Source organism: Sphingobium sp. LB126 (genome assembly GCF_002795205.1).
GTDB classification, from domain to species: domain Bacteria; phylum Pseudomonadota; class Alphaproteobacteria; order Sphingomonadales; family Sphingomonadaceae; genus Sphingobium; species Sphingobium chungbukense.
Genome location: NZ_NETV01000002.1, coordinates 1,081,585 through 1,096,142, shown reverse-complemented (window position 1 = coordinate 1,096,142; position 14,558 = coordinate 1,081,585). Strand labels below are relative to the sequence as shown.

General features: G+C 64.9%; 9 protein-coding genes and 1 pseudogene. 5 read left to right on the top strand and 5 right to left on the bottom strand.

Annotated elements, in window-relative coordinates:
* The first annotated feature begins 1 nt into the window (after position 1).
* The 5 genes and pseudogenes from catC to CAF53_RS20990 all read left to right on the top strand — a co-directional run bounded on the left by catC (position 2) and on the right by CAF53_RS20990 (position 2,463).
* Positions 2 to 292, top strand: coding sequence for a muconolactone Delta-isomerase (gene catC / locus CAF53_RS21010; protein ID WP_046764065.1), 291 nt, complete (start codon positions 2 to 4; stop codon positions 290 to 292).
* A 24-nt stretch (positions 293 to 316) separates the two neighbouring features.
* Positions 317 to 1,207 carry a dioxygenase gene (locus tag CAF53_RS21005; protein WP_046765340.1) on the top strand — a complete coding sequence of 297 codons (891 nt, stop codon included), beginning with the start codon at positions 317 to 319 and terminating at the stop codon, positions 1,205 to 1,207.
* A gap of 18 nt (positions 1,208 to 1,225) precedes the next feature.
* A pseudogene (locus CAF53_RS21000) lies at positions 1,226 to 1,327 on the top strand (succinyl-CoA--3-ketoacid-CoA transferase); the annotation flags it as partial.
* 62 nt (positions 1,328 to 1,389) lie between these two features.
* The gene (pcaD, locus tag CAF53_RS20995; protein WP_197707508.1) at positions 1,390 to 2,190 is read left to right on the top strand and encodes a 3-oxoadipate enol-lactonase; all 801 of its coding nucleotides are present in this window, start codon (positions 1,390 to 1,392) and stop codon (positions 2,188 to 2,190) included.
* Positions 2,191 to 2,232: 42 nt separating this feature from the next.
* Positions 2,233 to 2,463, top strand: a complete 231-nt coding sequence (locus CAF53_RS20990; protein ID WP_100239467.1) for a hypothetical protein — start codon at positions 2,233 to 2,235, stop codon at positions 2,461 to 2,463.
* 125 nt (positions 2,464 to 2,588) lie between these two features.
* On the opposite strand, the gene CAF53_RS20985 is transcribed toward CAF53_RS20990, so the two are convergent.
* The 5 genes from CAF53_RS20985 to CAF53_RS20965 all read right to left on the bottom strand — a co-directional run bounded on the left by CAF53_RS20985 (position 2,589) and on the right by CAF53_RS20965 (position 14,551).
* Complete coding sequence (locus tag CAF53_RS20985; RefSeq protein WP_242443546.1) at positions 2,589 to 4,130, bottom strand: right-handed parallel beta-helix repeat-containing protein; 1,542 nt, start codon at positions 4,128 to 4,130, stop codon at positions 2,589 to 2,591.
* A gap of 72 nt (positions 4,131 to 4,202) precedes the next feature.
* Complete coding sequence (locus CAF53_RS20980) at positions 4,203 to 5,237, bottom strand: MBL fold metallo-hydrolase (protein ID WP_046765235.1); 1,035 nt, start codon at positions 5,235 to 5,237, stop codon at positions 4,203 to 4,205.
* Positions 5,238 to 5,312: 75 nt separating this feature from the next.
* Entirely contained in the window at positions 5,313 to 8,363 is a 3,051-nt protein-coding gene (locus CAF53_RS20975; protein WP_100239465.1) for a glycosyl hydrolase family 28-related protein, read from the bottom strand.
* Positions 8,364 to 8,433: 70 nt separating this feature from the next.
* Positions 8,434 to 11,382 (bottom strand): TonB-dependent receptor, encoded by a 2,949-nt coding sequence (locus CAF53_RS20970; RefSeq protein WP_100239464.1) that lies wholly within the window; start codon positions 11,380 to 11,382, stop codon positions 8,434 to 8,436.
* 139 nt (positions 11,383 to 11,521) lie between these two features.
* Positions 11,522 to 14,551, bottom strand: coding sequence for a glycosyl hydrolase family 28-related protein (locus CAF53_RS20965; protein ID WP_100239463.1), 3,030 nt, complete (start codon positions 14,549 to 14,551; stop codon positions 11,522 to 11,524).
* Between the last annotated feature and the right edge of the window lie 7 nt (positions 14,552 to 14,558).

Genomic DNA, 14,558 nt, shown 5'->3' with positions numbered 1-14,558 from the left:
CATGCTCTTCAAGGTCGAAATGGATGTGCGTGTCCCGCTGGATTATGATCCAGCCCGGTTCGAAGCGTTGAAGGCGGCCGAGAAGGCGCGCTTCCAGGAGCTGCAACGGGCCGGGACCTGGCGCCATATCTGGCGGGTCGTGGGCCAGTACAGCAATGTCAGCATCTTCGATGTGGAGAGCAACGCGCAGCTCCACGACCTGCTGACCGGCCTGCCGCTTTATCCCTTCATGGAGGTGAAGGTGACGGCGCTCTGCCGCCATCCCTCCTCGCTGCATGACGATGATCGCTGATATTCAACCCTTTGGAGAGGCATGATGACTGAAGATTTTGTTGCATCCGCGCCGGTACAGGCCCTGCTCGACCGCGCCAGCGGCGTCGACGCGCAGGGCGGCGACAAGCGGCTCAAGGCGATCACCCGCGACCTGGTCGAGGCGGTGATGAAGACGATCGTGCGCCATGAGGTGAGCGAGAGCGAGTTCTGGGCCGCGATCCACTATTTCCAGAACGGCGCGGCGGAGTTCGGCCTGATCGTGCCGGGCGTGGGGCTGGAACATTTCATGGACCTGCTGATGGACGCCCGGGATGCCGAGGCCGGCAGGACCGGCGGCACCCCGCGCACCATCGAAGGGCCGCTCTATGTCGCGGGCGCGCCGCTGGTGGAGGGCGACGTCAACCTGACCGACGATGCCGACGACACCGGCACGCTCTTCATGAGCGGCACGATCAAGGGACCGGACGGCGCGCCCGTCGAAGGCGCGATCCTGCATGTCTGGCACGCCAACAGCCAGGGCTGGTATTCGCATTTCGACCCGACCCGCGAACAGACCCCGTTCAACAACCGCCGCCGCATCCGCATCGGCAGCGACGGGCGCTACGCCTTCCATTCGAAGATGCCCAACGGCTACAGCGTGCCGCCGCAGGGCGCCACGGACCGGCTGATGCAGGGGCTCGGCCGCCACGGCAACCGTCCGGCCCATGTCCATTTCTTCGTCGAGGCGCCCGGCTACCGCACGCTGACCACGCAGATCAACTTCGGCGACGATCCCTTCGCCGCGGACGACTTCGCCTTCGCCACGCGCGATGGCCTGCTGCCCGTTCCCAACCGGCAGGGCGACACCGCCACCATCGCCTTCGACTTCGAACTCCAGAAGGCGGATGTCGCCAGCGACGAGGGCTTCTCGTCCCGCATCCGCGCTGCGGCCTGAAGCGGGAAGAGGCTTTCCATGGCATCCTGTATCCACGACAGCCCTCGGGTCGCACTGAACGGACTGTCGTTCGACGGCATGATGATCATGTCGGGCGGGTTCGGGTTCTCGGGCAATCCCGGCAAGCCGAACCCGCAGATCGGGACATATGGGGGGCCGGCGCCCGCGGTGGAGCGGGTCTGATGGAAAAGGCGTTCATCACCACCGGCGACGGCTGCCGCATCGCCTGGCGCTTCGACGGACCGGAAGGCGCTCCCATCCTCCTGCTCTCCAACTCGCTGGGCACCGACATGGGCATGTGGGCGCCGCAGATGGAGCAATGGGCCCACCGCTTCCGGGTGCTGCGCTACGACCAGCGCGGCCATGGCGCGTCCGATGCCCCTGCGGGCGCCTATTCCATCGACCGGCTGGGGCGCGACGTCATCGAACTGCTCGACGCGCTCGACATCGCGACGGTCGATTTTTGCGGCCTGTCGCTGGGCGGCATGGTCGGGCAATGGCTCGGCATCCGCGAGCCGCACCGGCTGCGCCGCCTGGTCCTTGCCAACACCTCCAGCTTCATGGGACCGCCCGACGCCTGGGACGCGCGCATCGCCCTGGTACGCCGGCAGGGCATGGCCCCGCTCGCCAGGGCTTCGGTCGAGCGCTGGTTCACCCAGGCCTTCGCCCAAAGCGGCCGGCATGCCATCGCCCCCATCGCCGCCATGCTCCAGGCCACCGACCCCCAGGGCTATGCCGGCTGCTGCGCCGCCATCCGCGACATGGACATGCGGCGCACCGTCGCCCTCATCCAAACCCCCACCCTCGTCATCGGCGCAACGCACGACCCCGCAACACCGCCAACCCACAGCAACGCTCTCGCAACAGCCATCGCAGGCTCCCGCCTCGCCATGCTCAAGGCCGCTCACCTCGCCAATGTCGAACAACCAATCGCGTTCCAGGATGCTGTCCATGGAATGTTGTCGGGGCCAAGCCCGGTCTGATCTGAATATTGTCCTGGAACCGTCAAGAATATCGAGAGGAAAATGTCAAATCTCGTCGTGATCGACAAAAATCTTGTTGACCGGATGCTGCTCCTGCAAGTCGGCAGGACCGACGAGGCGTTGAACGACCGCTTCGGCATCAGCTATAATAGTTGGCGCAAGATCATGGAAGGCAGGCCGGTGCGGCCATCACTGGCCGATCGGCTCATCAAGCGGATCCAAAGCATCGACGAGGATCATCATGCCAGCATTTCCCCATCGGCGGAGGAATAGGACGGCAAGGTTGAAAGGAACGCACGATTGCCTGTCGCCCGCCCCGATGGGTGGTCGGGCTGACGATGGGAGGACCAGCCGCCGACAATCGGGCCAGCCTGATCTCCCCAATCCGACATGGCAGATCACCGGCGCGCTTCGAAAATCGACATGCGCCGGGTCTGCTTCAGTTCGACCGTCGATTGCAGTTCGCGCTGCAACATGCCCAGCATCCATTCGCGGTGCCGGACGATGAAGTCCGCAAATCCGTCCGGCTTCGATGGATCGAAGGTCGGGACTTCCCAGTCCAGCGGTTGTTCCACATAGGGAATGACGGCCTGGCCGATCCCGTCCTCCGGCGGTTCCACATGGCGGCCGATATAGCTGTTCCCCTTGAACCGGATGAAGGAGGAGGGCGAGAATCCCGCCTTGATCAGATAGTCGGGTCCGTTTCGTCCGGCCTCGCTGCCATAGCGGGCCGTGCCTGCGACCTTGAACAGATTGTCGTGGAATTTGACGTCGCGCGCCCACCCGTCCCATTGCGTCGCGACGATCATCTGCACGTCCAGCGCGGGGCCGACATGGATGACATTCTTCTCGATCGTCGCGTCCGACACATTGCCGGAAAGCTGGAAGATCCGGCTGCCGTCGTTGCGGCTGACGTTGAAGCGGGCGCGGGTGCCGCGATTGCCCAGATTATCCTTGTCGTTGGGCCGGGGCGAACAGATCAGCAGGAAACCGCCCGCATTGTCGTGGCTGTAATTGTAGAGGATGGTCGTGCGGCGCGAGTTGAAGTCGGAATCGAAGCCCTGACCGTCGTAGCGGGTGCGGGTATAGGCGGCTTCGTTGAGCTGGATCAGGCTGTTGTCCGTGCTCCATTGCCAGATGCCCGCATTGTAGCCCGGCGCGCGGCTGCCCGCATGGCGCACGATATTATGTTCAATGAGCGCGCCGTCCGTGCCGCGCGGAACGATGCCGTCGCCGCCCACATCCTCGACATAATTGTCGCGGATGACGACGCCTTCGCTGGGGAACCAGTTGAGGAAGGTCACCCGGTCACTGATGCCTGCAATGCCCGACCGGTCGACGCGCCAGACGATGTTGCGCTCGATGCGCAGGTCATGGAAACGGGTGGCGACGCGCTGCCCGGTCGCGCGGAAGACGATGCCGCCATTATCCTTGCGGTCGTTGGTGCCGCGTACATCATGGATGTACATGTCGCTGATGCGGATGGCCCGCATCACGCCCTTGTCCTCGCCCGACACGAGCACGCCGAAACGTTGCGCCGGGGCGGGGGCAGTGTTGGTCACTTCCAGCCCGCTGACGGTCACATATTCCGCGTTCATCACCGCCACGCCATAGGGGGAAACGCCGCCCGCATCGATGCGCGGCCGCGGTCCGCCCTCCGTGGCGGCGATGGTGATCGGCGCATTGGCCCGGCCGGACCGGGTGATCGTCAGCGGTTCCTTCCAGAGCGACCCGGCCTCCAGCAGCACGCGGTCCCCCGGTTTGAGCGGCGTGTCCCGGATGCGGGCGAGCGACCGCCAGGGTTGTTCCCGCGATGTCCCGCCGAAACGGTCGTCGCCCTTGATGGAGTTGACATAATAGGTTTCCGCCCTGGCGGCCGAGGCCCATCCGGCCGCCGACAAGGAAAGCAGGAGGGATGCCGTTCCTATCGACTTAAGCAACGTCCCAGTCTCCATGGCGCGGCTCGATGCCGACCTTGTGTACCCTTGCGGCTGAATGCGGCGTGAAAGACCCTAAAGTGCGCGCCACCATCGGATGCCGGCTTCGTCCGCCTCATCCACCGCCCGCCCGCGACTGCGGAGGCAGGCCAGATGGGCAAGACTTTCCCCCGTGGCAAGGCTCAACAGCTTCCTGTTGATCTCCCGTTTGAACAGGGCCGGAAAGACGTCGATCGCCCGTTTGGGTGTTTCGAGCAGCGCGTGAAGTCTTTCAAGGCCGGTCTCATGCCCTTCCAGCAAGGCGTCGATGCGCGCATGCAGGCCATGGAAGGGTTTGCCATGCGCGGGCAGGACCAGCACGTCGTCGGGCAGAACGCGCTGGATGCTGTTCAGGGATTCCAGCCAGCCCGCAAGGGGGTCGGCCTCGGGTTCCAGGGGGAATACCGAAATGTTGGAGGAGATTTCCGGCAACACCTGATCACCGGAGATCAGCAATTTCGCTTCCGGGCAATGGAGCATGGCATGTTCGGGCGAATGCCCCCGCCCGACGACGACCGTCCACGCACGGCCTCCGATCATCAGCGTCTGACCATGTTCCAGCGCGCGGAAACTGTCGGGCAGGGGATAGAGCAGCTTGCCGAAATCGCCGAAGCGCGCGCGATAATGGTCGAGCGCTTCCTCGTCCCAGCCGGCGGTCCTGTAAAATCTTATGGCCTCCTCCGGCGCTTCCTGCCCGGTATAGGCGGCCAGGACGCGCAGGGTCATATATTCCAACCGTGTCATCCAGAGCTGGGCGGGTTGTTTCTGTGCCAGCCAGCCGGCCATGCCGCTATGATCGGGGTGGAGATGGGTGACGATGATCCGCCGCACCGGCCGGTGTCCGAGGGTCGAGGCAAAGGCCTGCCGCCAGGCCGCTGTCGTTTCGGTGGTGCGAAGGCCGGTATCGACGATGGTCCAGCCGTCGCCATCGGCCAGCGCCCACAGGTTGATCGCCTCGATCCTGCCGTCCATCGGCATGCGCAGCCAGAAGACGCCCTCCGCGACGCGGGTTGCCGTGCCGTCGCCGATCGCCGGTATGTCGATGGGGGGATAAGCCAGTTGGGCAGTCACGGTCGCGTTCCTCTTGTCGGCCCGCGACCTTGCACCGTCACGGTGCAACGGGCAAGCCACAGAGGACAGGGCTTGTCATCCGTCTCCGATACGCGCCGCATACAGCGCGTGGTGGGTGAGGATGTACAGCGTCCTGCCGTCCGGTCCGCCGAACAGCAATTGCAACGGGCGCTCGGGCACGTCGATCCGGCCGATCTCCTTCCCGTCCGGCGCATGGACGAAGACCTGCCCGTTGGCGATGTACACCCGGCCCTGCGCGTCGGTCGTGACCCCTTCGCCGCCCCGTTCCGCAAAGGGCCTGAGCTCCGTTATCGTGCCGCCGGAGCCGACCTTGCCGCTATAGGTGCGGTTTTCCGATCCGTTGGTCAGATAGACCCGCTCGCCCGGCTTGCCCTGGATGAAGCCATAGCTGTCGAGCGAGTCGGAAAAGCGCAGCCCGCGATGGTCGGACGGTCCCTGCGCGAAGATGCGCCAGGCGGGCAGCACGATGCTGCCGTCGGGGGAGACATATTCGCGCGCCTTGGGCAGTGCCATGTCGCGGGCGAACATTTCGCTCAAGGTGGTGAACTGGTAGCTTTTGGGATCGATCTGGTCCTTGAACTCGCCATTGTTCCACCAGTTGACCGGCAGCACGGTCGCCGTCCCGGTACGAGGGACAGAGGTGGTCGGCTGGATCACCGTCAATTCGGTGTCGGGCGTGCCGGGCTTGAAGCTGTAGACCGTGCCGTTGCGGCCATAGGATGACAGCACCAGCAGATTGCCCGACCGGTCGAGCGTCAGGTTGACGGGATCGAGCGCGGCGTCGCGGACGATCTCCAGCCTGCGGTCGTCCGACCAGCGCCAGATGCGCTGGAAATGGCGGTCGATGAAATAGAGCGCGCCCTTCGCATCCACCGCCCCACCGCCGATGGAATGGAAATCCTCGGCCAGCTTTTCCACCTTCGCGCCGAGGAATGTCGAGGGGACGACGGGTTCCGGCCTGGCGGGCACGTCCAGCACGGCGAACTCCCGTTCGCGCACATCGATGCCATGGGTGACGTCGCGTATGGCGTTTTCGAACGGGAATTTGGTAAGCCGCAGGAAGGTCGCACAGCCATTTTCATCGCAGGTGCCCAGTCCGCTCTCGCCGTTCACATGGACATTGCGGAAACGGATGTCCTGCGAATTGGTGAGCGTGACCGCCGCCGGAGCGGGCTTGCGCGTGCGGGTGACGCGGTAGCCGTGGAAATTGGCGACCAATATGTTGCGGGAATCGCGGATTTCCAGGGCGACCGCATCGCCGCTTTCGCCCGCCTCCCCCTCGGTCTGGGGGGCCAGCAATTCCCAGTTGGCGACGCGGTTGAGGCCGATTTCGGTGCGGACATGATGTTCGACCGATGCCTGGATCAGGCGGCCGGGCGTTTCCGTGTCCGAAATCAGGATGCCGGGATGGGCGAAGGTGCTGGGGCTCCAGATATTGGCGAAGGTGCCCCCGCCGCCCCGCGTCACCCAGAGGCTGGCATATTGCCCATCCCAGCGCCGCGACGCGTCCGGGTCGGCGGTGGCATTGTTGTTATAGGGATTGGCGCGGCTGCCGTCGTACAGGTTGGTGCCGTGGCCGCCCTGGAACTTGACGTCGTTCACCATCGAGTTCGCGCCTGCCATCCACAGCAGCGCGGTTGCGCGGGGATTGGCGCCGTTGCTGTTGAGGCCGAGCCCGGCGACGATCGCATCGCCGCCCTGCGCGCTTTCGACCAGCGCCTTGGGCGCGCCCACCCCTTGCCAGGCAGGCGCGCCGTCGGGCAGCACGATCTGCGTCAGGCTGGGGTGCAGGCCCAGCAGCACCGTGTCGGCGCGCAGACGCAGCGTGTCGCTGACCTTGTAGAAGCCGGTGGGCAGATAGACGACGCGATGGCTGTCGATCGCCTTCTGGATGGCGGCGGTGTCGTCGCTGCTATTGTCGCCCTTCGCCCCCAGCGACCGCACGCTCACCCAATCGGAGACGGGGGGCAGGGCGCGGATCGCGGGCGCGGAAGGGGCGGGGAGGGCGGAGAGACCCTCGGCCTGCATGTCGGTCCTGTACTCGCCCATCCGACCAAGCCCGGGCAGGGTCAGGCCGTGGGTAAAGGACGTGACCTTGTAGGCCGCGCCCCTGCCCGTCACCGTCCGTCCGCTCTCGCGGAAGCGCGCGAAGACGGGGGTGTTTTCAGCCAGCACATTCTGGAAGCCGATCTGGGTGTAGACATTCTTCTCGTTGGAGATGATGACGCCCGCCTTCGAGACATTCTCGAACCGCACATCCTGACCCCAGAGCCAGTCGCCATAGCCGCGGTCGATCTCGATCCCGACCGGCGTGTCGCGGATCGCGACATTGACCAGCGTCAACCCCGCCTCATGTTCGCGAATGGCGGCGTCCCGCTGTCCCTCGAAAGTCGCGTCCACCAGCGCGAAGGGCCAGGCCGGGGAGGTCTTTTCGGCAAGGATTCCGTATCGGCCGCCCCGGAAATGCAGGTCTTCCGCCTCATTGGCGACATGATAGAGGCCGGCAAGCCCCGATCCGATGTCGAAATCGGCATGGCTGACGAAACTGTGCTGCGCGGAATGGAAGCGGATCGCGGTGGCGGCGGGATTGCCGCCCAATATGCGGAAATCGATATTGCCGAGAGCGGAATAGAAAGTGCCGGGATTGGCGTCCGGCACATCCTTGTTGAAGGGGACGCTGCCCGGTGGCGGGAAGGCGACCGGGCGGCTATCCTTGGGATCACGCTCGCGGCGGCCGCCCGCGAAGATCAGCATATGGGCGACGCCGCGCTGGAAACCGGGGGTGTTGGCGCCCAGCAGGATGACGGGGCGCTGTTCGCCGATGCCGAAGATGCGGACCCCCGGCCAGAGGAAGATGGTGCGGCTGATGCGGTATGTGCCGGCGGGCAGGAAGACGATGCCGCCGCCCCCCTTTTCGGCCGCCTTGTCGATCGCCTCCTGGATCGCGGCGCTGTCGTCCGCCCGGCCGTCGCCGACGCCGCTGACCGTGACGGCGCCCGGTTCGTCGGGTGCGGTCGCATAGACCGACGGCGAAGCGTGAGCGGGATCGAAAGCCGCCAGGAGCAGCAGTACCGACGCACAGGCTCCGCTTAATCCACGAACCATCGACATACTCCGATAACAAGACGTCCCGGCCGGTGAAGGCCGGGACGAGGAGGGGAAAAGAAAGGCAGGATCAGAAGTTGAAGCGTATCCCCGCGCGGTAGATGCGGCCCAGCGTATCATAAAGCGCCGGGTTGATGTCGAGGCCGGTATTGGTCTGCGGCGCGGGCACCGGGTCCTTGTCGAACAGATTGTCGACCTTGCCATAGATGGTCAGGCTGTCGCCGATCTTGAAGGTCGCACCGATGTCGACATAGAAGGCGCCCTTCATCTTGTTATAGTCGATCGTCGGATGGTTCGTCGTCGAGGTCGGGCAGGACGACTGGCAGACGACATATTGGTTGCCGAAGGTGCCGTCGCTGATCCAGCGTTCCTGCACGGTCAAGCTGAACCGGCCGCTGTCATAGGTCTGCACCGCCAGCCATTTCCAGTCCGGCGTATTGCCGTTGTTCGCGCCCGCCTGATCGACCGGATCGACGCCGGCAATGCCCGCATTGACGATGAACTTGCGGATATGCGTGCCCAGCGCGCGCACCGTGAAGCTGCCCGGCAGGCCCAGCGGCTGCTGCCACTGATAGCTTGCCTCGATATCGAAGCCGCTCGTCTTCCAGGAGGCGAGGTTGAAGGGCTGGACGTTGACGAAATTGGTGCCCTGCGCCCCGTCGAGCTGGAAGCCGCCGCAGAAGGCCTGATTGCCCTCGAAGCAGAAGCGGACGATCTGGTCGGCCGAGAGGGTGGAGACGACGCCGTTCAGCTTGATATTGTAATAGTCGAACGACAGGCTGAGCCCCGGTAGCCAGGACGGCCGCGACAGGACGATGCCCAGTTCGGTGTTGCGTGCGACTTCAGGCTTGAGGTTGGTGTTGCCGATCGTATTCTGGAACACCTGCACCGCCTGGTTGCGGAAGGGATCGTTGAAGTTGGGGAGCGTCGTCACCGTCGGCGCCGCGAACAGTTCCGACAGGTTGGGCGCGCGCACGTCGCGCGACGTCACCGCGCGCAGGCGGATGCCGTCGAGCGGCGTGTCCCAGGTGCCGCCGACCTTCCACGTCCAGACCGTGCCCGACGTGCTGTAATGGGTGACGCGCGCCGCGCCGTTCAGGTTCGCGCGGCCCATGGAGTCGCTGTTGATCAGCGGCAGGTCGACTTCCAGATAGCCTTCCCACACATCATATTTGCCGTGGCCATTCTTGTAATTGCCCGCCGCCCAATTGCTGCCCTGCGCGGAATTGAGCAGCGGATCGGCCGGATAGTCCTCGCTGTTCGGGCTGATCGCCGAGACGCCCGCGCCATAGGGATCGGCGTTCACGCGATAATATTCGCGGCGATATTCGCCACCGAACGCGACCGACACCGGCCCCGCCCACAGGTCGAACGGATTGCCCGAGAAATTGAGGCTGGCGACGTCCTGCGTCAGCTTCGTGTGCTGGAACGGTCCGTTTTCGTGGGGCGCGACATAAGCGAGCGCCGCCGACGATGGGGCGAAGCCGCCGAAGACGTTGATGGGCTGGCACCCCGCCGCCCGCGCGGCCGGATCGGCGCAGACGATCGCGCCGTTGAGCGTGATCGCATTGGTCGCGGCGACATAGCGGTTCTGGAGGACGATGTCCTGCACCCGGATATCGGAAATGGTGATGCCATGCTCATAATAGGCATCGTAATTCCAATCCGTCCCGGCCATGGCGAACTTGCCCTTGAGGCCGCCGACGAAGCGATATTGCCTGCGGTCGGTATGCACCCTGGGGTCGGGGAAGGCGCCGTTGCTGGTGCCGAAGCTGAACTGGGTGATGCCCGCCGTGGCGCAGCGGTCGCGGATGAGTTGCGGCAGGAAGGGATTGGCGCACTGGACGGTCAGGCTGGGCCGGTTATAGCCGGGGCTGGGCTGGTTGCTGGTCTTCACCTGCGCGACGTTGACCGAGACATAGGCTTCATTGTCGTCGGCAAAGTCGTAGCCGATCCGGGTATAGCCGTTGATCCGTTCCAGTGCCGATTTCAGCGAAGCGCCCGAACCCGGCGCCCCCGACAGGTCGCCGCCGACACAGAAGCTGTTGCCGCGGAAGCAGTTGGAAACCTGGCCGTTGCCGAGGGGCTGGCCGCCCGAGCCATAGTTGAAATTATAGGGCGTGCCGTTCTGGTCGAAGGCGATGCCCTGCAACGGCCCGTTGTTGATCAGGCCATAGCGCGCATATTGATAGGGCTGGGCATAGTCGCGATAGTTGAATTGCGGCAGGCCGTTATTGGTCTGGCCCGTGTTCATCAGGGTCGTGGCGCGATACCAGTCGCGGCTGCCCGCCAGGTCGGTGCCGAAATCGCCCGGACCGACGCCTTCCTCATGGTCATATTCGCCGCTCAGCACGACATGCAGGCGGTTGTCGAGGAAGGATTTGCCCCAGGCCGCCTGCACCAGGCCGGTTTCATCATCGCCATATTTGGTGATGCTGCCCAATATATTGCCCTTGAACCCTTCGAACCGCGTATCGGTGATGAAGTTGACGACGCCGCCGACCGCGTCCGAGCCGTAGGAGGCAGACGCACCGCCCGTCACCACGTCGACGCGCTTCACCAGCAATTGCGGGAACATGCTGATGTCGGGAACGCCGGTCACGTTCGCACCGACGACGCGCTGGCCGTCGAGCAGCGTCAGCGTGCGGATCGGCTGGAGACCGCGCAGGGAGAAGGAACTGAGACCCTGCAACCCGCTCGACGTGCTGAACGTGCCGGTCGCGGCGCCGGTCGATCCCTGGAGCGAGGGCAGTTGCGCGATGGTGGTGAAGATATTGGGCTGCGCGTTCTTGGCGATCTGCTCCTCGCCGATCACCGTGGTCGGCGTGGGCGCGTTGAAGCCGCTGGTGGTGATGCGCGATCCGGTGACGACGATGTCGGCATTGCCCGCGGGTGCCTGGCCGCTCGTTTCCGTCTGTGGCGCGCCCACTGCGGACGGCGCGGGCGTCTGGGCCCCCGCCACGCTGGCGAATGCCATCACGGCAAGGCTGACGCTGGCAAGCTGAATTGCGGCTTTCATCGATCCATCCCCTTTTTTGTCCTTCGGCCGCCCTCCCGGCGCGGTCCGCGCCCATGGCGGGCGATCCCCTCAAGAATATCGTGACGCTCCGGCCGCCGCACTTACGACATAGGTCGTAGGTGCGGCGGAGACACGCTTTTCAGGGCCTCGCGGCGTAAAGTGCATGGTGTGTCAGGATGAAGAGCGTGCGCCGGTCCGCGCCGCCGAACAGGATCTGCAAGGGACGCTCTGGCACGTCGATCCGCCCTGTTTCCTTGCCGTCCATATCGTAGACGAAGACTTGCCCGTTGGCGACATAGACGCGGCCCTCCCCGTCGACTGCCACGCTTTCGCCGCCGCGATTGGTGAAGGGTTTGAGGTCGGTCAGCGCGCCGCCCGCGCCGATCCTGCCGCTATAGGTGATATTCTCCGATCCGTTGGTGACGAACAGCCGCTCCCCCTGTTTGCCGCCGACCAGTCCGTTCGCGTTGAGGCTGTCGGACCAGCGCCAGCCGGTATGATCCGTCGGCCCTTGCTGCCATACGCGGAACGCAGGCAGCGACAGGCTGCCGTCGGGGGAAACATATTCGCGGCTCTTGGCCGTGCCCGCGTCACGCGCGAACATGTCCGCCAGCGTCGTGAACTCATGGCTTTTATGATCGAGCTGGTCGCGGAATTCGCCATTGTTCCACCAATTGACCGGCAGCAGCGTCTTGGCGCCCGAAGATGCACGAACCGGCGTTGGTTCGATCAGCGTGAACCGGTCCTTGGGCCCGTCGGGATCGAAGGAATAGACACCCGCCTTGGCGCCGAGCGAAGAGAGCACCAGCACATGGCCGGCCGCGTCGATCGCCAGATTGACCGGATCGAGCGCATGGTCGCGCACCACCTCCAACCCCTTGCCCTCGCTCCAGCGATGGATGCGCTGGAACCGCCGGTCGATGAAATACAGCGCCCCCCTGGCATCGACCGCTGCGCCGGAAATCGACCAGAAACCGTCCTCCAGCTTCTCGACCTTCGTGCTGCCGGGGGTGGGCGCGGGAATGGAACTGCCTGCCGGTCCGATGTCCAGATTGGCGAATTCGCGCTCGCGCACGAAAAGCTTGCGCGTCACATCCTCTATCGCATTGTCGAACGGATATTTGCTCGCCCGCAGGAAGGTGCCGCAGCCTTCCTCATCGCAGGTCGCAAAGCCGCTTTCGGCGTTGATGTGGACGTTGCGGAAGCGGATGTCGCCCGAATTGGTCAGCTTGACCGCGCTCTTTTCCGGCGCGTAAGTGCGCGTCACGCGATAGCCATGATAGTTGGCGAACAGCAGATTGCTGGAATTGCGGATGTCGAGCGAGATGGCGTCGGGGCCGTCGCCCACTTCCTGCTCGGTCTGGGGCGCCAGAAACTCCCAATTATGCACATTGTCGAGGACGAATTCGTTGCGGGCATGATGCTCGACCGACATTTCATAGACATGGCCGGGCGTACTGGTGTCGGTGACGTAGAAACCGGCCTGCGCGAAGCTGTTCGGACTCCACACGTCGACGAAGGTGCCGCCGCCCCCGTCCGTGACCCAGATGCTGGGATATTGCGCGTCCAGCCGGTCGTCGGTGACCGGGTCGCCGGTATGGACCCGCAGGCTGCCGAGCATGGTGCCATCGGCGGTGGGCGTGCCGCCGCCACCCATGATCTTGACGTCGTCCACCAGACTGTTTTCGCCGGACCGCCAGAGCAGGGCGGACGCGCGCGGGTTCACCCGGCCGGTGAAGAGGCCGAGGCCCGAAAGGATATTGTCGCCGCTCTTGGGGCTTTCCAGGATGGGCAGCACGGGGCCAAGGCCCGCATGGGCCGGGTTGTTGTCGGGAATATAGAGCTGGGTGATCGCCGGGTGCAGGCCGATCAGCACGCTGTCCGGTCGCAGTTTCAGCCGGTCGGTGACCTTGTAGAAGCCGGTCGGGAAATAGAGGATGCGGTGGCTGTCTATGGCCTTCTGGAGCGCCGCGGTGTCGTCCGCCTTGCCGTCGCCCACTGCCCCCAGGGTGCGGACATTGACCCATTGCGCCATGTCGGGAAGGGCGCGAATGGCGGGCGTTCGCGGCGCGGGCATGGCGGGCAGCGGCTGGATGTCCGCCTCGGTCCGGTATTCGCCCATCCGGCCGAGCGCGGGCACGGCAAGACCGTAGGAGAAGGATGCGACCCTATAGGCCTTGCCCTTGCCGTTGACCCCTTGCCCGCTGTCGCGGAACCGGGCGAAGACCGGGCTGTTCACCGCCAGCGCATTGTCGAAGCCGATCTGGGTGAAGACGTTCTTCTCTTTGGAGATGACGACGCCCGCCTTCGACACATTTTCGAAGCGCACATCCTTGCCCCAGAGGCTGTCGCTGTAACCCCGGTCGATCTCTATCCCCACCGGCGTGTTGCGGATGGCGACGTTGACCAGCGTGAGGTCGACCTCATGCTCGCGGATCGCCGCGTCGCGCTGGCCGTCGAAGCTGGAATCGAGCAGGGTGAACTGCCAGGCGGGGGAGGTCTTTTCGGAAACGATGCCGTATCGGCCGCCCTGGAAATGGACATTCTCCATGACGTTTCCGGCTTGGTAGACCCCGGCGAAGGCGGACCCCAGGCGGAAGTCCATATGGCTGAGGAAGGCATGCTGCGCCATGCGGAAACGCACGCCTGCCGCCGCCGGATTGCCCGCGCCGATCTCTATGTCGACATTGCTCATCGCCGAATAGAAAGTGCCCGAATTGGCGTCGCGGACGATCTTCTCGCGCGGCACGACGGTCGGGACGGGAACCGGCACCTGGCCGACATTATATTGGTCGCCTCCGGCAAAGACGATCATCGTCGACACGCCCTGCTGGAAGCCCGGCGTGTTGGCGGCGAGCAGGATCACCGGGCGCGTCGGCCCCACGCCATAGATACGCACGCCCGGCGGGACGATCAGGCTGCGGGTGATGCGATAGCGGCCAGACGGCAGGAAGACGATGCCATGCCCGGTTCGGTCTCGCGCCTTGTCGATCGCCTGCTGGATGGCATCGCCATCGTCGCTTCGCCCGTCTCCCTTCGCCTTCACGGTCACGGCATGGGGCTCATCGGGAGCCACCGGAAAGACGGACTGACCCGCTGCCCGGGCGTCGCCTGCCCCGGCAAGAGCCGTCGCCGCCAACAAGACGGCCATCATGCCGCGTCCGATCATAGCCGCA